This is a genomic window from Singulisphaera photorubra (assembly GCF_045290345.1).
Classification (GTDB): Bacteria; Planctomycetota; Planctomycetia; order Isosphaerales; family Isosphaeraceae; genus Singulisphaera.
Window position 1 is genome coordinate 6362330 of record NZ_CP155447.1, and the last position, 20884, is coordinate 6383213.

13 protein-coding genes are annotated in these 20884 nt (G+C 64.3%); 9 read left to right on the forward strand and 4 right to left on the reverse strand.

Annotation, left to right across the window (positions count from 1 at the left end; all coding sequences use genetic code 11):
• Window positions 1–295: 295 nt before the first annotated feature.
• The 5 genes from V5E97_RS23870 to V5E97_RS23890 all read left to right on the forward strand — a co-directional run bounded on the left by V5E97_RS23870 (window position 296) and on the right by V5E97_RS23890 (window position 11632).
• Entirely contained in the window at window positions 296–6175 is a 5880-nt protein-coding gene (locus tag V5E97_RS23870; protein WP_406694054.1) for an amino acid adenylation domain-containing protein, read from the forward strand.
• Between the two features lie 145 nt (window positions 6176–6320).
• Complete coding sequence (locus tag V5E97_RS23875) at window positions 6321–7976, forward strand: cyclic peptide export ABC transporter (RefSeq protein WP_406694056.1); 1656 nt, start codon at window positions 6321–6323, stop codon at window positions 7974–7976.
• Between the two features lie 121 nt (window positions 7977–8097).
• Window positions 8098–9393 carry an efflux RND transporter periplasmic adaptor subunit gene (locus V5E97_RS23880; protein WP_406694057.1) on the forward strand — a complete coding sequence of 432 codons (1296 nt, stop codon included), beginning with the start codon at window positions 8098–8100 and terminating at the stop codon, window positions 9391–9393.
• A gap of 71 nt (window positions 9394–9464) precedes the next feature.
• Entirely contained in the window at window positions 9465–11312 is a 1848-nt protein-coding gene (locus tag V5E97_RS23885) for an ABC transporter ATP-binding protein/permease (protein ID WP_406694058.1), read from the forward strand.
• Window positions 11309–11632, forward strand: a complete 324-nt coding sequence (locus tag V5E97_RS23890; RefSeq protein WP_406694059.1) for an ABC transporter permease — start codon at window positions 11309–11311, stop codon at window positions 11630–11632. The genes V5E97_RS23885 and V5E97_RS23890 overlap by 4 nt, the downstream gene beginning before the upstream one ends.
• A gap of 98 nt (window positions 11633–11730) precedes the next feature.
• Here V5E97_RS23890 and V5E97_RS23895 read toward each other — a convergent pair whose 3' ends face one another.
• Window positions 11731–12987, reverse strand: coding sequence for a beta-ketoacyl-[acyl-carrier-protein] synthase family protein (locus tag V5E97_RS23895; RefSeq protein WP_406701204.1), 1257 nt, complete (start codon window positions 12985–12987; stop codon window positions 11731–11733).
• A 204-nt stretch (window positions 12988–13191) separates the two neighbouring features.
• On the opposite strand from V5E97_RS23895, the gene V5E97_RS23900 reads away from it, so the two are divergent.
• Entirely contained in the window at window positions 13192–13419 is a 228-nt protein-coding gene (locus tag V5E97_RS23900; protein WP_406694060.1) for a Trm112 family protein, read from the forward strand.
• A gap of 24 nt (window positions 13420–13443) precedes the next feature.
• On the opposite strand, the gene V5E97_RS23905 is transcribed toward V5E97_RS23900, so the two are convergent.
• The 3 genes from V5E97_RS23905 to V5E97_RS23915 form a co-directional block, all read right to left on the reverse strand.
• The gene (locus V5E97_RS23905) at window positions 13444–14886 is read right to left on the reverse strand and encodes a coiled-coil domain-containing protein (RefSeq protein WP_406694061.1); all 1443 of its coding nucleotides are present in this window, start codon (window positions 14884–14886) and stop codon (window positions 13444–13446) included.
• Window positions 14887–15280: 394 nt separating this feature from the next.
• Entirely contained in the window at window positions 15281–16036 is a 756-nt protein-coding gene (locus V5E97_RS23910) for an SDR family oxidoreductase (RefSeq protein WP_406694062.1), read from the reverse strand.
• Between the two features lie 236 nt (window positions 16037–16272).
• Window positions 16273–16692, reverse strand: a complete 420-nt coding sequence (locus tag V5E97_RS23915) for a cupin domain-containing protein (protein WP_406694063.1) — start codon at window positions 16690–16692, stop codon at window positions 16273–16275.
• 411 nt (window positions 16693–17103) lie between these two features.
• Between V5E97_RS23915 and V5E97_RS23920 the strand changes: the two genes are divergently transcribed.
• The 3 genes from V5E97_RS23920 to V5E97_RS23930 all read left to right on the forward strand — a co-directional run bounded on the left by V5E97_RS23920 (window position 17104) and on the right by V5E97_RS23930 (window position 20870).
• Entirely contained in the window at window positions 17104–17682 is a 579-nt protein-coding gene (locus V5E97_RS23920) for a hypothetical protein (protein WP_406694064.1), read from the forward strand.
• 369 nt (window positions 17683–18051) lie between these two features.
• On the forward strand, window positions 18052–19995 hold the full coding sequence (locus V5E97_RS23925) for a DUF5060 domain-containing protein (RefSeq protein ID WP_406694065.1): 1944 nt from the start codon (window positions 18052–18054) through the stop codon (window positions 19993–19995).
• A 14-nt stretch (window positions 19996–20009) separates the two neighbouring features.
• Window positions 20010–20870, forward strand: a complete 861-nt coding sequence (locus V5E97_RS23930; protein WP_406694066.1) for a serine hydrolase — start codon at window positions 20010–20012, stop codon at window positions 20868–20870.
• Window positions 20871–20884 lie beyond the last annotated feature (14 nt).

Consider the following 20884-nt stretch of genomic DNA (forward strand, 5'->3'; position numbering starts at 1 on the left):
GTCCGCGACGCTCCGCGTCGTCTTCCCCGGCGGGTGGGGCCGCGGAGCGGCCAGAACGGCATTCCCACGCAGAGCGTCGGAACGAGTTTCTCACGCGAATTTCGGCCTCCGGGGCAGACAGACGGCCCGGTTTCCTTGCGACAGACTCCTTTTTTACTCCCGAAGGGACAACAGTCCATCGCCAGGGACGCAAGCCCCTGGAAAACGTTCGACCGATTTGTGCAACGCGGTCCCGGAGGAGCAACCGTCCGGGCAAGAGCTTGGCGACTTGTGGTCGCCTTACCGGGGCTGCAATATGAGTCACATTCTCAAGACCGCCAACCTGACCCCCGAGCAGAAGCGTGCCTTGCTGACGCGTCTGCTTCGCGAGAAGGCCGGCGGAGCGAGCCGGGGAGAGACGACCGCCCATCGCTTATTCGAAGCCCAAGCGGGTCGCACGCCCGATGCGACGGCCGTGATCGACACCGACGGCCGCTCGCTCACCTACAGCCAACTCGATCGTGCCGCCAACCAGCTCGCGCACCAGCTCCGATCGCTGGGCGCCGGGCCCGGCACCCTCGTCGCCCTCTGCTCCGAGAGATCGCCCGACATGCTCGTCGCGCTCCTCGGGGTCCTCAAAGCAGGCGCGGCTTACCTCCCCCTCGACCCTGATTACCCCCGCGATCGTCTCGACTTCATGCTCCGTGATTCTGGGGCCGCGATCCTGCTCACCGATCGTCACATCCAGAAACTTTTGCCAGATACCGGTGTGCGCGTCGTCCTCCTCGACGATGATCGCGCCGAGATCGAACGCCACGATGGATCCTCTGCCCCCGACATCACGATCCACCCCGCAAGCCTCGCCTACGTCATCTACACCTCAGGATCCACCGGGAAGCCCAAGGGCGTCATGATCCCACATGACGCCCTCAACAACTTCCTACTCGCCATGAGTGCGCTCCTCGAGCTCAAACCAGGCGACTCACTCCTGGCCGTCACCACCCTCTCCTTCGATATCGCCGTCCTCGAACTCTTTCTCCCACTCGCCCTCGGCGCTCGAATCGAGCTCGCCAGCCGCGACGAGGCCACAGACGGCAGACGACTCGCCAAGCGACTTCACAACGCCAACGCTCGATTCCTCCAGGCCACACCCGCCACCTGGAGACTCCTCCTCGATTCCGGCTGGAACGGACAACTCGGACTCACCATCCTCTGCGGTGGCGAAGCCATGACACGCGAACTGGCCGAGCGACTGCTCCCCAACGCCGACGCTCTCTGGAACCTCTACGGACCGACCGAAACCACCGTCTGGTCCACCGCCGCTCGCGTCGAAACCGGCACCGGAGCCGTCTCCATCGGACGACCCATCGCCAATACCCAGATCTACATCCTCGATGCTCTGCTTCAACCCGTCCCCATCGGCGTCGCAGGCGAGCTCTACATCGGCGGCGACGGCGTGGCCCGGGGCTATCTCGACCGACCCGCACTCACCGCAGAACGCTTCCTCCCCGACCCTTTCGGAAAACCGGGCGCTCGACTCTACCGCACCGGGGACCTCGCTCGCTGGAGAACAGACGGCACTCTCGAATGCCTCGGACGACTCGACCATCAGGTCAAGATCCGAGGACACCGCATCGAGCTCGGTGAAGTCGAAGACGCACTCAACGCACTTCCCCAAGTCCAGGCCGCCGTCGCGGTTGCACGGCCCGACGCTCAAGGAAATGCTCAACTGGTCGCCTATCTCGTCACTGCCGACGAGGACAGGACCACCACCACCGCCGAACTCCGACGCTGGCTCAAAAATGCGCTCCCCGAGCCGATGATCCCCTCCGCATTCGTCCTCCTCGACACCTTGCCCCTCACGCCCAACGGAAAAGTCGACCGCAACGCGCTCCCGGATCCCAACACGCAGCTCATCGCCGCGGGCGAACCGTACGAGGCCCCGCGCAACCAGGCCGAGCGGCTCGTCGCTCAGACCTGGGAACTTGTGCTCAAGCGAGAACGCGTCGGCATCCACGACAACTTCTTCTCGCTCGGCGGCCATTCGCTCCTCGCCACCCAGGTCGCCTCTCGACTCCGCGACGCCTTCAATACCGACATCCCGCTTCGGACCTTGTTCGAGGCGACCACCGTCGCGGCGCTCGCACAACGCCTCGACAGCCTTCGCCAAGGGCCCCAAAAAGCGGTCGCGTCTCCGATCGTCGCGGGACCGCGGGGCGGATCGGCGCCGGCGTCGCTCGCGCAGCAGTCGCTCTGGTTTCTCGATCGACTCGCTCCCGGTCAGCCGACGTTCAATATCAATGGGGCCGCGCGGCTCAAGGGTCCGCTCGACGTCGAGGCGCTCGACCACGCCTTCAATGAGATCGTCCGCCGGCACGATGCCTTGCGGACCACGTTCGCCATGAGCGACGGCAGCCCGGTCCAGGTCATTGCCCCCGCCCGGGAGCTCAGGCTCGCGACGATGGATCTTCGCCACTGGCCCGAACAGCGTCGCGAGGCCGAGGCCGAGCGCCTGGCCCATGACGAGGCGCGCCGCCCGTTCAACCTCGCCCAAGGGCCGCTCGTTCGGGCCGTCCTGCTCCAACTGGGCGACTTCGATCATGTGCTCTTGTTGACGATGCATCATATCGTTACAGACGGATGGTCGTTCGGTGTCGCGGTGCGTGAGCTGGCGACCTTGTATGAATCCCGCCGGGCCGGAGTGCAGTCCCCGTTGCCCGAGTTGCCGATCCAGTACGCCGACTTCGCCACCTGGCAGCGAAACTGGCTGCAAGGGGACGTTCTTGAGGGCTTGATCGGCTACTGGACGAAGCAGCTCGCGGGAGTCTCCCCCCTGGAGATGCCCACCGACCGCCCCAGGCCGGCCGTTCGCGCCGCTCGCGGGGCGAACCGATTGTTCGCGATCTCGCCCGAGCTGACCGCAAGGCTCGAGGCCCTCGGACATCGCGAAGGGGCGACCACGTTCATGGTCTTGCTCGCGGCCTTCCAGACGCTCTTGCATCGCTACTCGGGGCAAGACGACTTCGCCGTCGGCACGCCGATCGCCAACCGCAATCGCGCGGAGATCGAAGGACTGATCGGCTTCTTCGTGAACATGCTGGCGCTCCGCGCCGATCTCTCGGGCGACCCCAGCTTCCGCGAGCTCCTGGGCCGGGTCCGCCAGGTGGCGCTCGAGGCCTACGAACATCAGGACCTCTCGCTCGACAAGCTGATCGAGGTCATCCAGCCGCCCCGCGACCCGAGCCGAACCCCCTTGTTCCAGGTGATGTTCGTGCTTCAAAATGCCCCGATGCCCGACCTCGCGGGGGGGGACCTGACGCTCGAGCCCTTGTTCGTCGGCGCAGGCAACGGAACGGCCAAATTCGATATCACGCTCGCCCTGGAAGAGAATGGGGATGGACTGGCCGGAGGCGTCGAATACAACACCGAGCTCTTCGACGAGGCAACGATCGCGCGGATGCTCGGCCACTTCCAAACCTTGCTGGAAGCGATTGCCGCCGACCCCGAGCAACGGCTTTCCCGCCTGCCGATTCTCACCGAGCCCGAACGCCTGCACCTCGTCGGTGAGGCGAGCCGAACCACGGTCGAACAGTCGCCGAGCAAGCTGGCGGACTGCATCCATCAACGATTCGAGGTGCAAGCCGACCACGCACCCGAGACCATCGCCCTGGTCTCGGGCGATGTCCAGATCCGCTATGGTGCCCTCGAACACCGGGCCAACCAGCTTGCCCGACACCTCCGAGCGGTGGGGGTCACGCCCGAGCGGCCGGTTGCCATCGCCGTCGCCGACCCGATTACAAAAGTCATCGGTCTCCTCGGAGTGCTCAAGGCCGGCGGCGCCTACCTCCCGCTCGACCCGACGCTGCCGAAACAGCGGATCGCATCGATCCTGGCCGATGCCCAGGTCCGGCTCCTCCTGACCGACGCCGCGCTCCGGGCCACCCTCCCGGTGTCCGACGTCCTCATCGTCGACCTCGATGCCGATCGGGATCAGATCGCCGCTTGGCCCGGTGATCGGCTCCCGGCGACCGCGAAGCCCGCGAACCTTGCCTACGTGATCTCGACTTCGGGCAGCCTGGGCCAGCCCAAGGGGGTTGCGGTCAGCCACGCCAGCCTGACGACCGCCCTTGACGCCTGGAAAGTCGCATATCGCCTGGAGCAGCCCGGCACGCGCCACCTCCAGATGGCCAACTTCGCCTTCGACGTCTTCACGGGCGACTGGGTCCGTGCCCTCGGTTCGGGGGGCACGCTGGTCTTTTGTCCGCGCGAGACCATGCTCGACCCGCAAGCGCTCCACGAATTGATGGTCCGCGAACGCGTGACCTGCGCGGAGTTTGTTCCCACGGTCATCGAAAACTTGCTCCCCTACCTGGAAGTGGCGGGCAAGTCGCTCGACTTCCTGGAGCTCATCGTGGTCGGCTCCGACCTCTGGCACGCGGGGGAATACGAACGGCTGCGCCGCCTGGCGGGCCCGGCGACTCGGGTCGTCAATTCGTACGGACTGACCGAGGCGACCATCGACAGCACGTTCTTCGAGGGTTCCCTGGCCGACCGGCCCGCGAACCGGCCCGTGCCGATCGGCCGCCCCTTGAACAACAGCCGCGTCTTTGTGCTGGACCGCGACTTGCAGCCGGTTCCCGTCGGCGTCCCGGGCGAGCTGCACATCGGAGGTCTGGGGCTTGCACGCGGCTACCACCACCGCCCCGCGCTGACCGCCTCGGCATTCGTCCCGAACCCGTTCTCCGAGAGTCCGGGAGAACGGCTCTACAAGACAGGAGACGTCGTCCGCTGGCTCCCCGACGGCAACCTCGAGTTGGTGGGGCGGATCGACCATCAGGTCAAAGTCCGCGGGTTCCGGATCGAGCTGGCGGAGGTCGAGGCGGCCCTGGTTCAGCACCCCGACGTGCGTGAAGCGGTGGCGGCCGTCGCCAGGGATAAGTCGCTCGTCGCCTACGTCGTGCCCCGCCCCGGGCACACGATCGCCCCTGAAACCCTCCGTCGAGCGATTCTCGACATATTGCCCAGGCCCATGATTCCCTCGACGTTTCTCGTGCTCGACGCACTTCCGCAGACCTCCTCGGGCAAGGTGGACCGCAACGCCCTGCCTCCGATCGAAGGAGCGACTACCGCGCGGGCCGGAGCGGCCGTGGCCCCCCGTGACGATGTCGAGCGCGAGCTCGTGCGGATCTGGGAAGACCTCCTCAATGTTCATCCCGTTGGCGTGACCGACGACTTCTTCGACCTGGGAGGCCACTCCCTACTCGCGGTCCGTCTGACCGCCCGGATCGAGGAGCGATTCGGCCGCAAGCTCTCGCTCTCGACCCTCTTTCTGGGAGCGACGATCGAGGATCTCGCCGCCACCTTACGAGCCGGAAATCACGAACAGGCGCGAGCGTGGTCGCCACTCGTCCCGATTCGTCCCTCCGGAACCGGCCGGCCGTTCTTCTGCGTTCACCCGATCGGCGGCAACGTTCTCTGCTACCACGAGCTGGCCCGACACCTCGGGGCCGACCGCCCCGTCTTTGGGCTTCAAGCAGCCGGGCTCGAGGGGGATCAACCCGCCGAGACCCGACTGGGCCTGATGGCCGCCCGCTATCTCGAAGCCATTCGAGAGATCCAGCCCGAGGGACCGTACCACCTCGGCGGCTGGTCGCTGGGGGGCGTCGTCGCGTTCGAGATGGCCCGGCAACTCCAAGCCCAGGGCCAGCAAATCGCCACACTGATCCTGATCGACAGCCAGACCATCGCAGGCGCATTGGGAGGCGTCGGTCAGGTCACCGACGACCAGATCGCCGCCGCCTTCCTCCTGGACCTGACTCGCGCCTCGGGCGGCTCCGCGGAGTCCAAGCCGGGCGAGGATTGGGGCGACCTGGTCAACCAAGGCGCCCGGATCGCCGAGCAACTCGCCGCGGAGTTCGGCCAGGAGCGTTTGGAGCGGCTGCAAGCCGTGTTCAAGGCGAACTTCCTCGCCCTGGCAGACTACGCACCCGAACCGTTCGCGGGGCGGCTGGTCCTGATCCGCGCTCAAGGCCACCTGGCCGACGGACTCTTCGACTCAACCATGGGATGGGGCGCCCTGGCGACGGAAGGCGTCACCACCCACGTCCTTCCCGGCGATCACTACGCGTTGCTCAAGACCCCGACCGTCGAAGCTCTGGCCAAGATCGTCGAAGCGGAGATCACGGCAAAACCATAAGAGCCTGTGAGAAACGTCGTTCTGTTGGGTGGGCACGGCCCACCAGGTTTCACCCTCCGACGAGGTGGGCCGGGCCCACCCGACAAGACATCAAGACAAATACAGCCCCCCTTTTGATCGGCGAGACAGAAGAAAGCGTCCTGTCATGAACCTTCTCTTATTTTTGCTGCGTGCGTCCAAAGGCGTGATCGCGCTCTCGCTGGCCGCGGGACTCGTCAGCGGCTTGAGTGGAGTCGGCCTGATCGCCTTGATCCATGCGGAGTTGGGCCGGACCGCCCCCTCGTCGTCGAGGCTCGGGCTGGCCTTCGCCGGGCTCTGCCTGGTGGCGGCACTGGCGCGGGTCATCGCCCAGGCGTCGATGGTCCGAATCGGGCAGGAAACGGTCTTCAAGCTTTGCCTGCACATCTGCCGGAAGATCCTCTCCGCCCCGCTCCGGCGCTTCGAGGAGCTGGACTCCGGAGCGCTGGTGGCGGTCCTGACTGAAGACGTGCTCACGGTCGCCAACGGCCTGGCGGGGGTGCCCCTGCTCGGCATCAACCTGCCGATCGTGCTCGCCTGCCTCGTCTATGTCGGCTGGCTCTCCCCGCCGGTGCTCGTTTGCGGGCTCTTGTTCACGGTCCCGGCGATCGTCATGAACACTTACCTGATGAGCAACGGTGTGCGGCAGCTCACCCGGGCTCGGGCCGAGCAAGACGTCCTGGTCGGCCACTTTCGCTCGTTGATCGACGGGTTCCGCGAATTGAAATTGCACCGAGGCCGGCGTGAGTCGTTCCTGGACGACTGTCTTCGCGCCTCGACGGCGACAGTCCGGGACCGCAACTCGGCCGGCCTCACCTTCTATGCCCTGGCGGCGAGCTGGGGCCAGTTTGCGTTCTTCGGGTTCATCGGGTTCGTCCTCTTCGTGCTCCCGAGCGTCGTCGACGTCAGCCGCCCAGCGCTCGCCGGGGCAACGCTGGTCGTCCTCTTCATCATGTCGCCGCTCGACGTCGTGCTGGCCTGGGTGCCGATCCTGGGGCGGGCCGGGATCTCGTTGCGGAGGATCCAGGCACTCGACCCTTCGATCCAGGCGTGCGACTCTCCGACCGATACCGCCACTCCCCCCCGATCCGGCCGGGTCGAGTTCCGCTCGACCATCGAGCTCGCGGGGGTCAAGCACGTCTACCGGCACGCGAACGATCCCGAAGGTTTCACCCTGGGCCCGATCGACCTGACACTTCGCCCCGAGGAGATCGTTTTCCTGGTCGGCGGCAATGGCAGCGGCAAGACGACCCTGGTCAAGCTGATCTCGGGCCTCTACGCGAGCGAGGAAGGCACGATTCAGGTCGATGGCCAAACGGTCACCGCCGACGACCTGGAGGACTACCGTCAGCTCTTCTCGGCCGTCTTTGCCGACGGCCACCTGTTCAAGACACTCCTGGGCCTCGAGCGGGACGGCCTCGACGACCGGGCCACCCGTGAGTTAGCCCGGCTCGAAATGGACGAACTCGTTCGCGTCGAGCGCGGAACGTTTTCGACGACGGACCTCTCGCAAGGCCAGCGAAAGCGACTGGCGCTCCTGGGTGCCCTCCTCGAGGATCGGCCCATCTGCATCCTCGACGAATGGGCCTCGCACCAGGACCCTCATTTCAAGAAAACGTTCTATCTCGAGATCCTTCCCGAGTGGCGTGCCCGCGGGAAGACCCTTGTTGTCATCAGCCACGACGAAGAGTACTTCCATGTGGCGGACCGCGTGATCCACCTCGACTCGGGGCGGATCGCGGAAGGAGAGCTCGACGTGGCGCCGGGCCGAAGCATGCGTTGACCGGGGCGAGGCAAGCAACGATTGCCTTTCCCTTGGTCAAGGGATCCAGGCGCCTTATCCTCATTGAAAATCAGCAGAACGCCAGACCTTTTATGGATCCGGACTCTTCGACGAGCTTCCTATGAAAAAACTCCTTTTGATCCTCATCCTGATCTGGGGCGGTGGCGCGGCCGGCCTCTGGTACTGGACCGAGCTGAACGCGCAGTACGTCACGTTCCGAACCATCCCGGTCCGTCGTGGCGACCTGCTGGCCACGATCAACGCGACCGGAACTCTCGAGCCGCAGGAAGTGGTCGATGTCGGAGCCCAGATTGCCGGTGAGATCCAAAGCTTCGGCCCGGACCCGCGCGATCCGTCCAAGTCGATCAGCTACGGAACCCCGGTCGAGCAAGGCACGGTCCTCGCCCGGCTGAATGACTCCCTGCTCAAGGCCCGAACCAACCAGGCTCACGCCACCCTCGATCGCTCGCAAGCCGACGTGGAGCAGGCGGAAGTCAAGTTGAGGCAAGCCGAACGCGACCTCGATCGGGTCAAGAACCTGTTCGCCAAGCGGAGCATCTCGAACCAGGAATATGACACGGCGCTCACCGAATACGAATCCGCCGTGGCCAACGTCTCGTTGGCGAAGAGCTCCGTCGAAATCTCGAAAGCCAACCTCGAAGAGGCAAATGTCAATCTCGGCTATACGACGATCATCTCGCCGGTCAAAGGGGTCATCCTCGACCGCCGGGTCAACATTGGCCAGACCGTCATCGCCAGCCTGAACGCGCCGAGCCTCTTCCTGATCGCCAAGGACCTGAGCCAGATGGAGATCTGGGCCTCGGTCAATGAGACCGACGTGGGCGCGATCCACGTCGGGCAAGGGGTGCGGTTCACCGTCGGCGCCTTCCCGCATGACGCGTTCCGGGGCAAGGTCTCGCAGATCAGGCTCAACGCGAGCATGTCGCAGAGCGTGGTGACCTACACCGTGGTGGTCGACGTCGACAACACCAGCGGCAAGCTTCTCCCTTACCTGACGGCCCGCGTCCAGTTCGAGGTTGAGGAGCGGAAGCACGTCATGCTCGTCCCCAACGCCTCGTTGCGCTGGCAGCCCAAGATTCAGCACGTTGTCCCTGAGTCGCGTGAGCTGTTCGCGACCCTGCTGCGTCAGAGCGCGATCACCCCGAAGGGGAGCGGGCACTCCCCCAGGGGACTGTCCGCGACCCCCGAACGTGGCACGCTCTGGGTGAAGCACAACGAGTTCGTCCGCCCCGTCTCGGTCGAGATCGGTCTGACCGACGGCATCCAGACCGAGATCAGTGGCGGAGACCTCGACGAGGGGGCCGAGATCGTCATCGGCCAGAACCAGCAGAATGACCCGCAAGATGGGGCCACCCCCTTCTTGCCGCAGCTCAAGAACAACAAGGCCAAGAAATAAGTCGCAATATCAAAAAAAAAGGGATGACAGCAGGTGCAAGCCTCCCGTCGTCGACCCTTGAGGTGCCTGACGTGACGTCGTTGAAGCTCGAGAACATCCGCAAGACGTACAGCCGCGGCAAGGTCGCCGTCCCGGTCCTCAAAGGATTATCGCTGACCATCGAACGCGGCGACATGGTCGCTCTGATGGGCTCTTCGGGCTCGGGTAAGACGACCCTCGTCAACCTCCTCGGCTCGCTCGACCAGCCCACCTCCGGCCGGTACTGGCTCGACGGCATCGAGGTTTCCAGCCTCTCGGAGAAAGAGCGGGCGCAGCTCCGGAACGAGAAGATCGGCTTCGTCTTCCAGAACTTCAACCTGCTCCCGCGCCTCACTGCGCTCGAGAATGTGATGATGCCGCTCGCCTACTCGGCGACTGGGCTCTCCGACCGAGAATGCCGCGAGCGGGCCACCGCCCTCTTGAATCGGGTCGGACTGGGGAGCCGCCTCGACCACGAGCCGTCGCAACTCTCGGGCGGCGAGCAGCAGCGCGTCGCCATCGCTCGCTCCCTGGTCAACAACTGCTCGATCCTCATCGCCGACGAGCCGACGGGAAACCTCGACTCAAAGACCGGCCAGGAAATCCTCGACATCTTCCGCGAGCTCAATCAGGACGACGGACTGACCATCGTTCTCGTCACGCACGACCCCGGCGTCGCCGAACACGCCGACCGGATCATCCACATGCGGGACGGCAACATCGTGGACGACCCCCGGCCGGCGGTCGACTCAGGGCCGAGCCCGGGCCCTGTTCCCGTTCCCAAACCAGGCGGCGGGAAAGGACCTCGCAAGAAAAAGGCCGGCCTCCTGAGCGAGATCCGCTTCTTTCGCCGGACGACCGAGATGGCCCTGCGCTCGCTCCGCCGCAACGTCATGCGGTCGGTGCTGACGACGCTCGGCATCATCATCGGGGTCGGGTCCTTGATTTCGATCGCCGAGATCGGCAAAGGATCGTCGACGGCGATCAAGCAAGTACTCGTGACGACGGGGGCCAACAGCCTGCTGGTCCAGGCGGGGGCGGCGTCGAACAATGGAGTCAGCCTGGGGAGTGGCACGATCAAGACACTTACCCCCGAGGATGCCGAGGCAATCACCAACGAATGCCCGGCCGTCGACAGCCTCGCTCCGATCGTGGTCGCCAGGCGCCAGGTGGTCAACGGGAACCGGAACTGGGTCCCGATCTACATCTATGGAACCACACCGGGATTTCTCCGGGTCCGCGAGTGGGAGCGGCTCTCCGAGGGCGAGGCCTTCACCACCGACGACGTCCGCGACGTCGCGATGGTCTGCGTGCTCGGCCAGACGCTCGTCGACGAATTGTTCGAAGGCGAGTCCCCCTTGGGCAAGGAGGTCTTCGTCAACGACGTCCCCCTCCGAGTGATCGGCGTCTTGAGCCGAAAGGGAACGAACATCATCGGGGTCGATCAGGACGACATTCTGCTCGCCCCCTGGACGACAATCAAATACCGCGTCAGCGCGGCGTCTTCGCCCAACGTCATGCCCCAGGCGAGCGCACCGGGAGGAAGCGACCTGGTCAACCAGTTCAGCCTCCTGACCCGGCGCTATCCGCGCTCGCAGGCCAGCCTCTACCCGGTGCAGTCGGAGAGCCAGAAGGCGGCCACGCCCAAGCTCGAACGATTCGCCAACGTGGACTCGATCCTCGTCCGCGCCCAATCGACCGAGGAAATTCCGGCCGCCATGGCGCAGATCACCGAGCTGATCCGCGAACGGCACCAGATCGGGCCCGGCATGGAGGACGACTTCGACGTCCGTGACTTCACCGAAGTCATCCGCGCCGTGCAGGCGACGGTCAACCTGGTCGCCGGCCTGCTCGTCTGCGCAGCCCTGACGTCGCTGGCCGTCGGCGGGTCGGCATCATGAACATCATGCTCGTGTCAGTGACCGAGCGGTTCAAGGAGATCGGCCTGCGCATGGCGGTCGGAGCCGCCCCCCGAGATATCCTCCGGCAGTTTCTGGTCGAGGCCGTCGTCCTCTGCATGCTGGGTGGAACCGTCGGCATCCTCGCCGGCCGGACCGGCTCGTTTCTGATCCGGGTCCTGGCGCAGTGGCCCACCGAGCCGTCGCTCCTGGCCGTGATCGGCTCGGTCTCTGTCTCGGTCACCGTCGGCATTATCTTTGGCTACTATCCCGCCTGGAAAGCCTCGCGACTCAACCCCATCGAGGCTCTCCGCTACGAGTAGCATTCGATTCGCTCGCCCCAAAAGAAAGGCGAGCGGGGAGTTGACGCTCCCCGCTCGCCTCGAAATCAAAAAAACTGTCGCCCGGCCGAATGGGATTCTCAATCCGAACCACGGCCAATCACGAGGGCGGAGTTCTTCGAGCCGAATCCCATGCAATTGCAGAGGGCGTATCGGGCGGCGGTTTCGCGGGCTTCGTTGGGGATGTAATCGAGGTCGCAAGCCGGGTCGGGCGTTTCGTAGTTGATGGTCGGCGGCAGGAACCCCGAGTCGAGGGCAAGCAAAGTGGCGACCAGTCCGGCGGCGCCACAGGCTCCTTGGGGATGTCCGATCATGCTCTTGGTCGATGACATCGGAATCGTCAGGGCCGAGACGCCGAGGGCTCGCTTCATCGCGGCCGTCTCCACGCGATCGTTCAGCTCGGTCCCGGTGCCGTGTAGGTTCACATAGTCGATCTGTTCGGGCCGCAACCCCGCGTCCTGAAGCGCAAGCTCGATGGCACGGACCGGCTCATCCAGATCGACCGAAAGTGCCACCCGATGCCAGGCGTCGCAGGTGCTGGCGTAGCCGAGAATCTCTCCGTAGATCCGCACGCCCCTGGCCAACGCGTGCTCCCGCTCTTCCAGGATCAGCATCCACGCCCCCTCGCCCAGGACGAACCCATTGCGGTCGAGGTTGAACGGCCGGCTCGCCCGCTCCGGCTCGTCGTCCCAGCCCGAGGCCGTGATCCTCATCAGGTCAAACCCGGTCATGATCCCAGGCGCGATCGGAGCGTCGGCCCCACCGGTCAGCACCAAGGGGGACTCCCCGTAGCGAATCCGCCGAAACGCATACCCAAGGGCGTCCGTGCTCGAGGTGCATCCGGTGGAAAAGACGTGCGACGGCCCGCGCAGCCCCAACTGAATCGAGATCTCGGAGGAACTATTGCCGTGAGTCCCCGACGGCAGGGCGAAGGCCGTCGCTCGCTCGGCCCGACCGGTAAAATAGAGGCCGTACATCGCCTCGATGAACTCCGCGCCACCGCCACCGGTCCCCAGCAAGACGCCAAGCTGCTGGCGCGTCGCCAGGTCGAGCTGATCGGCGGGCAAACCGGCATCCTCAAGCGCCTCGCGAGCCGCAAGGACGGCGAGGGGGACCATCCGGCTGACCCGTCGGAGTTGCCTGGCTTCCATGGCACGGGTCAGGTCGAGCCCTTGAATCGTGCCGGCCACCCGGCTCCGGAGCCGCGACGTGTCAAACTCGTCGATGAGATGAACCCCGCTCACCCCGTTTCGCAGAGCGTGGCGAAAGGTCTCGCGATCATGCCCATTCGGGCTGACGGCTCCCAGTCCCGTGACGACCACCCGACGAAGTTCCACGTGCGGCAATGACGACTCCCGATCGGTCCGAGAGGGGATACCTCCGCGCGAACTCCGACAAATGACCCACCCTCGGAAGGGGCCGTCGAGGATTCGCCTTCACGTGAAGGGGCGGGCATCCCATAATACTCGACAAGGCGGCCCGGACAATAGCCGGCCCTGGAGCTTATTTCTTTTGAATCCTTATTGAAGGATGTCAGCACAATGGTAAGTGAAAATCTTCTTGCTTTATTGGTCTGTCCCATGGATCAGAAGTCATCCCTGCGCCGCGAGGGCGATTCGCTGGTCTGCACCCGTTGCGGACTGCGCTTCGCCATCAAGGATGACATCCCGAACATGCTGATCGAGGAGGCCGAGCTTCCCCCCGGATGCGCCTCTCTGAGCGACCTCGAGTGTGCTCGAGCCGGAGATACCAGGCTGGACGTCCCCTGAACCTCGGACCGTCGGCCCGATCGACTACGGTTTCCCGTGACGCCAGCCTCGGACCAGCCGCCTGAGGAGTCCCTTGCTTATGCGTTGCTTGTCTGCCTCTTGGGCGTTTCGCAGATAGGTCCGCAGGGCTGCAATCCGTTCGTCCGGAGAGTCGGACGGATTCGGCCCTGTCACAAGTTCGACGGAACTCTCCGGAACCGCCACGAGCGGATTGTCACTGCCGGGTCCGACGACAACCAGGGAATCCCCCGGACTGGCATCCACGGACATGCCGTCCGCCCCCGAATCAGCCGTGGCTGGGTCTCCTGAAGGCTGAAGGTCGGGGCGCGGGCGGTATCTGAGCATCAATTGGAGTTCTTCTACCGCGAGCCGATGTTCCTGGGCTTCCGCTTCGTGCGCGAGGCGAATCCGCTCGAGCTCGCCATCACGCTCATTCACACGTTCGGCGAGCTCTTTACATCGCCTGGATTCGGCGTCCCGCTCGGCTCGGGCCCGCTCGACCTCCTCGGCGAGCCGCTCGACCTCGGCCTGAGAGCGTTCCAGCTCCAATCGGGACGGCAGCTCACGGCTCACGTCGAGCGAGATGGCGGAACTGCGTGCCACTTCGAGCTCGCGACGCATCGCTTCCCATTCCGCCGCGCCCTGCCGGCGTGCGATTTCCAGTTGGGCCAGCGCATCCTCGAGCTGTGCCAGGACGTCGCGGAGCTGTTCCGAGGAGTTATCTCGCTCGCGAGCAAGCCGTTCGGCAGCCTGGGCCATGGCCCGACGTTCCTCCTCCCGACGCGCACTCAACTCCTCGGCATGCCGAGATCGGGCCTCGCCGAGCGTCAGTTCCAGCTCTCCCACCCGCGCCGCGAGACGATCGAACGCGGCGGCCGTGGCCAGCCGTTCCTCCAAAAGGCCGTCTCGCGCGGCCTCGGCCACCGCCACGCGCTGGGCCAGCTCCGTTTGCTCCCGAACCGATTCCTCCACGCGACGGAGGGCGTCGTCCCGTTCGCCCAGGATCGCCTCGAGCTGTTGGCTGTGCCGAACCGCAAGCCGTTCAATTTCGTCTTCCAGGTCCTGACGCTCACGCTGCCAGTGCATCTGCGATTGCTCGAATCGGCGTGCCTCGGCCTCGGCCAGAGCAAGCTCAATCTCGCTCCCCCTGGACCTCAGTCCCGACGTCTCTCCCATCCCCGAAAGCTCGAGCTGCGGATGGTCCCGCACTTCCCCGAATTCCATCGGCGGGGGAACCACGAGCTCGTCCGACCGCTCCGAATCGCTATCGAGAAACCCTTGGGCGCGGTTGGTTGCATGAATGGCCGCCATGAGATCGGTGGTCGCCGAAGCCGGCACCCGCACCTTCGCCCGACTCAGGAACGGATGCTGACAGAAGTTACAAACGACCCGGCGATTGACGTATTCGAGGCGCAAGCTCAAATGCTGTGAGCAGTTCGGACACGGATACCGGATATACACCGACATAGGAGGACCCGCTCCTTAATATGCAACAACACCCGCGCGTTCCTCCGTAAACTCGCTTTCGCGACCACCTCACTGGTGTATCCGGCAAGTTCTCAATCTCGGGCCGGCCCTGCTACGTTTTTCCTCAACGTCAACGCACTTGACGGATACCCCACTAACTGTAGGTCGAAAATCGGAGCCCCATGACTCAAAAAAAGAGTGCCGGTGGGGCTCCCAGGAGAAGGTCCGGGCCGCCTCCTTCCCCCTTGCTCCGTCCTCTTAATATTCGGAACTATCACTCTCCTGGACGCACGGCGCAAGCCGGTCAAACGACCCGCCTCGACCAAGAAGATGCTGAGCCGCCAGCAAGGGACGCTGGCGGGGAAGCTGGCTATCGACCAGACCCAGCCAGGGGTTACCACTGAGGCATGGAGCGATTGAGCCAGTCCTCGAATCGCGTCGGGCCGATGCGGGGATGATCGCCTGGGGTGAGGCTCTGGTCGTTCAGTTCGGTTCCGAAGTAGCGGGCCTGGACGTCCGTGGTCACCGTCCGTGCGTCCCGCTTTGCCTTCAAATAGCGACGGACGAGTTCGTCGAGGCGGATTGGCTCGGGACCGGCCAGTTCGACGATCCCGTTCACCGGCGAACCCACCGCGACATCCGCCAGTGCGGCCGCGACATCATCCGACACGACGGGCTGCACAAGGGCAGGAGACAACCGGACCGTTTCCCCTTCGGTGGCCGATTGGGCGATGCCACCGACGAACTCGAAGAACTGCGTTGAGCGAAGGATCGTGTAGGGAACCTTGGAGGCCTTGATCAGATTTTCTTGAGCCATCTTCGCGCGGAAGTATCCGCTCGCCAGGAGGCGCTCTGTGCCGACAACCGAAAGCGCAACGTGATGCCCCACGCCAGCAACCGCTTCCGCGGCAAGGAGGTTACGCCCTGCCGTCTCGAAGAACTCCAGAACCGCCCTGTCCTCGAACGAGGGCGAGTTCGCCACGTCGACGACAACCTGAGCGCCCGTAAGCGCTTCGGCCAAGCCCTCGCCGGTGAGGGCGTTGACGCCCGAAGAGGGGGACGCCGCCACGACCTCGTGACCGTGCTGGCGAAGGTTGTTCACGAGTTTCTTACCGATGAGCCCGCTGCCGCCGATGACCACGATTTTCATAACTGATCCCCCGGTTCTTTGACTGTAAACAGGAGCTTCTCGCTCGCTCGCCCGCCGCCGAGAGGACTGAGTCGTCGAGCGGCGGCTTGGGTCCGAGGGCGAGGGCCATCTCGCCCGCAAATATTGTCAGGAGCAGCGTCGCTGCGAAGGGCGACCACGAGCAGCACCTCGGCGGCTGTCGCCGCCCACTCATCCAGTCGACCAGGTCGTAAGCATGGGAGGCCGCCCTACTCCTGTTACTTCTGAGGCTCTGGGATAACGATCTGCTCGACGTCCCTCGGGTGCAAGACCACGGCGAGGATGCGGGTTTTTCTCTGCGTGGACGGGTTCTTCGACACCCGATGCAGACATCCAGTCGGCTCGTAGAACGTCTCTCCCGCCTTGAGCACCTTGGCCGGTTGGTCGTCGACGCCCCACTCGTACTCGCCCTCCAAAACGTACCCGAACCCCGGGCCCGGGTGACGATGGGGAATGCCCGCCTGGCCAGGCTCCAACGTCACCTCCACAACCGTTGCCTTCGCCGCCTTGCCATCCAGCTTCTCGACGATGTTCCGCTCGGCAATCTGAGCGACTTGCTCGCCATCGTGGTGGGCCGCGGTCATCCCCATCGCCCCGACACCGATACCAGCCGCGAGCGTCAAAAGAGTCCGGATCATGGCCATCCCTCCCCCGTCTTGAATGTGTCGTACCTGCCGTTCAGTAACAAGGACGATCGGCCTGGGTGGTTTTGTGACAGGCTACAGAGATTTTTCGCTCAGCCTCCCCCCCGAATCTCCTCCCGCTCGATCTCCTTGAGTAGCCGTTCACGACCCGAGGGCGAAAATAGTACAGCAACATCGAAGCCTCGTACCCGCACCATGGTAACACGACGGATCGCTACCACATCAATCGATGCGACCGATACGAAGGAAGGGATTGGCTACGTCGCTTTCGGTAGGGCCTGCCGTGGCACCTTGCGAACTGCAAGGCTCTGGCCCGCAGGCCGGATGCGCATTAGACTTGAACCCTGCAGCCCTTGGGAAATGGGCTGACCATTCTAAAACTAGTGATCGCCCAAAGACAGTCGCATGCTCTGGCCGCTCGTCCTCCCCTTCCAGATCACGATCTCGCTGCTCACGGCGTTGGTTGCTTTGTTGACGGCACTCGCGCCGATCGTGAAATGGAAACGCAGCAAGATGTTTGGGATTTCCCTCGCATTCGGGTGCCTTGCCTTGATTCCCTCCTGCATGGGAATCATGGCGATTCTCGACTCTCAGCGTTTCGGGACATTCCAATACAATTCCGTCTCGGAAGTGAATGACTTTCGTGTCGCACGCTATCTCCCCGCAAAAGCCAGAAACATCAGTCTGAAGAAGTTTCCGGCCGGCCACTGTGCGAAATACTCGATCTCGAAAGCGGACCTGCTGTCGTATCTCGATGCCCTTTGGGACAAATATGGTCAGCACTCGGCGATACCGCGTGATCAACTTCACGACGGTGAACCGGTTTCTGTCGATTCCATTGACCACGTGTTTGCTGACTTAAAGTGGCCAGCACTCAAGAATCCAATACAACTCCACAGCCCGATCGAGAATGATGGGGGTGGAGCTACCTATTACTTCGATGCAACCACCGATACCGTCTACCACCGTGCCGGTTACTGGTGACGCGACAACAGATCCATCCACATATACAGCAGGACATGGTCGCTCGGAAGACTTGCGCCTCGAAAAAAGCCCGTCTGGGCATCGGGGACGTCATCGAAGGGCTGAAATTGATCCTTCACCAGCCTTCGCGACGAAGCCAGAATGCGGACCGGACGCCCGCGGTCCCAGCGGGATGCGACCAAGTCGGTTACCGCTCAAAAGCGGTGATTCCAACTCCGTGCTGTGAAGAGAAACCGCATTTCTCGATTCCGAACAAAAGCCACGAGAAAAGCAAGTCGTCATAACTTATCATGCCGGGAATGGCTTCCGGGAGCGGGCGTTCCTTCGCGACCGTTTCGACGGACCGGCCCGCACGGGGAAGGCCTTCCGATGCCCAAGCTACTGACCTCGGCGACCCTCTTGGCGTTCCTCTTCATGCCGACTTCCGGCCCTGCGCGGGCCGCGACCGGGGCCGTCGAGGGGACGTTGAGAGTCTGGCACCCGATGGCCCTGAACTTCCAAGGACCCGCCGCGAGCGAGGCGGACGACCGGCCAAACCCGTTCCTCGACTACCGGCTCCAGGTCCGTCTCACGAGTCCGGACGGCAGAGACTTCGACGTGCCCGGATTCTTCGACGGCGACGGCCAAGGCGCAGGTCATGGTACCTGCTGGCGGGTTCGCTTCACCCCCGACCGGGCGGGAGCGTGGCGCTATCGGGCCTCGTTCCGATCCGGACCTCGAATCGCGGTCGATCTGGCCGAGGCCGGTGCATCGACCGCGTTCGATGGGGAGACGGGGACGTTCAACGTGGGCGAGCGTGACCCCGCCGCGCCAGGGTTTCTCCGCTGGGGCCGGCTCTCGTACACAGGGGGGCACTACCTGAAGTTTCAGGACGGCCCGTACTGGCTCAAAGGGGGGACCGACGAACCCGAAAACCTCCTCGCCTACAAGGGGTTTGACGACACCAGGCCCAGCCACGACTACGCGATCCACGAAGAAGACTGGCGGCCGGGTGACCCGGATTGGGGACCCGGCAAGGGCAAGGCGATCATCGGCGCCCTGAACTATCTCGCCTCGCGACATGTGAACAGCATCTACTTCCTGACAATGAACATCGGCGGCGACGGCAAGGATGTCTGGCCCTGGATCGGCACCCCCGAGCGAACCGGTTCCCCCACGAACGACAACCTCCACTTCGACATCAGCAAGCTCGGCCAGTGGGACCTCGTCTTCGCCCACGCTCAACGCAAAGGGGTCGCCTTGCATGTCGTGTTCAACGAAGCCGAGGCCGCGAACAAGCGGGAACTCGACGACGGTGAGCTTGGCGTCGAGCGAAAGCTGTACTACCGGGAGATGATCGCCCGATTCGGCTACCACCCCGCCTTGCAGTGGAACCTGTGCGAGGAATACAACATCGGCGGCTTGAACCTCGAGGCTGATCGGGTCCGCGAGTTCGCCCGGTACATCCGCGCGGTCGACCCGTTCGACCACCCGCTCACCGTTCACTCGGCCGGCGACCCGGTGAAAGCCCTGGCGTTCACCTTCGGCGACCCCGACTTCGACCTCACCTCGGTCCAGATCAACCAGCGACGAATCGACCTCGTCGCCGAGGCCCTCCGCGCGGCGACCGAGCAGGCTGGTCGACCGCTTCCAATCATGATGGATGAATTCACGGTCGACAAAGGAACGAACGCCTCTCACGACCCCCGGGACGACGCCGAACTCCAGCGCAAGCAAAAGCTCTGGCCAACCTACCTCTCCGGCGGGTCGATCGAGTTCATCCTGGAAGGCCTGCTCAAGCTCGATAGCTTCAAGACCCCGGCACGGGAAGCGCTCTGGAATTACGTCTGGTACGCCCGAGAATTCCTCGAAGAATTGCCGTTCTGGGAAATGAAGCCCGCCGACCCACTCTCGCGGGGGCAACCATCGACGTCGGAATCGGCAAAGGCAAGACCTCCGCCATGGGACCCCAGGTTCTCGCCCAACCCGGCCGGGTCTATGCCGTCTACCTTCCCAAGGCCAACCCGGCCGGCGACCTCGACCTCTCAGGCCCTGCGCATCCCTACACGAGGCGTTGGTACAACCCAAGGCTCGGGGTCTTCGAAGGCGAAACCACGCAGGTCGAGGGGGGCGGTTGGGTCCCGCTCGGGGCGCCGCCGCGCGACCCGGACGAGGATTGGGTCGTTCTGCTCAAGGCCGCCGACCGATCCGCCACGGCCGCCCCCACCGTGTACCCAGGAAAGTCGTGGGCGTCGAAACCACCGCAAGCGTTGGGGCTCGCTTCGGAACGGCTCGACAATCTGGCGGAGACTCTCGGTGGTCGAGGCTGCGTGATCAAGGACGGGTACGTGGTGAAAACGTGGGGCCCGCAAGACACGAAGGGCGATATCTTCTCGTCGGCCAAGCCGGTCCTCGGCACGCTTCTGATGTTCGCCCTTCAAGAGGGGAAGGTCAAATCCATTGACCAGCCGCTCCGCGACTTCGGCTGGGAGCTGAAGCCCAAAGATCAGGATATGACCTTCCGCCACCTGACGACCATGACCAGCGGCTACGCCCGCCCCGAGCGTCCGGGAGAAGCCTGGTCGTACAACGACTTCGCGATTCAGCTCTACCAAAAGACCCTCTTCGATCGGGTCTTCCGCGCAGACCCGACGGAAGTGGCCAACCACCCGTCGCGGCTCGGCGCTCTGGGCCTCGAAGACGGCCTCTCGTTCCGCAACAAGAACCGTCGCATCAGCGCCTCGGTCCGCGACTTCGCCCGGATCGCCTGGTTCTGGCTCAACGATGGAAAATGGGACGGCCGGCAAGTGCTCCCGCAGTCCTATTTCTCCGAGTTGGCCCGATCGCAAGTCCCCAAGGACCTCCCCCTGACCCGGCCGGCCGAGACGGACGACTACCTCAAAATCGGCAGCTACGGCGGTGGCTCCGACCACTTCTCCCAGTGCGGGCCGGGCATCTACGGCTTCAACTGGTGGTTCAACCGGACCGGCCGCGACCACCCCGACCGACGAACCTGGCCCGACGCCCCCGAGGACACCTTCATGGCCGTCGGCGCAAAAGGCAATAGCGCGGCCATGATCCCGAGCTTGGGGGCCGTCCTGGTCGCCGAGGACGCCCAATGGGGCGACCTCGTCGGCGGCAGTGATCAGTCGAAGATGAACCAGCTCCTCAAGGCGTTCGCCGCGGCCGTCAGCCCGACACCCAGATGAAGAGCAACTACTCA

Coding starts and splice junctions, on each gene's coding strand:
- V5E97_RS23870 (WP_406694054.1), top strand. CDS start 296: ATGAGTCACATTCTCAAGACCGCCAACCTGACCCCCGAGCAGAAGCGT.
- V5E97_RS23875 (WP_406694056.1), top strand. CDS start 6,321: ATGAACCTTCTCTTATTTTTGCTGCGTGCGTCCAAAGGCGTGATCGCG.
- V5E97_RS23880 (WP_406694057.1), top strand. CDS start 8,098: ATGAAAAAACTCCTTTTGATCCTCATCCTGATCTGGGGCGGTGGCGCG.
- V5E97_RS23890 (WP_406694059.1), top strand. CDS start 11,309: ATGAACATCATGCTCGTGTCAGTGACCGAGCGGTTCAAGGAGATCGGC.
- V5E97_RS23900 (WP_406694060.1), top strand. CDS start 13,192: ATGGTAAGTGAAAATCTTCTTGCTTTATTGGTCTGTCCCATGGATCAG.
- V5E97_RS23905 (WP_406694061.1), bottom strand. CDS start 14,886: ATGTCGGTGTATATCCGGTATCCGTGTCCGAACTGCTCACAGCATTTG.
- V5E97_RS23910 (WP_406694062.1), bottom strand. CDS start 16,036: ATGAAAATCGTGGTCATCGGCGGCAGCGGGCTCATCGGTAAGAAACTC.
- V5E97_RS23915 (WP_406694063.1), bottom strand. CDS start 16,692: ATGATCCGGACTCTTTTGACGCTCGCGGCTGGTATCGGTGTCGGGGCG.
- V5E97_RS23920 (WP_406694064.1), top strand. CDS start 17,104: ATGCTCTGGCCGCTCGTCCTCCCCTTCCAGATCACGATCTCGCTGCTC.
- V5E97_RS23925 (WP_406694065.1), top strand. CDS start 18,052: ATGCCCAAGCTACTGACCTCGGCGACCCTCTTGGCGTTCCTCTTCATG.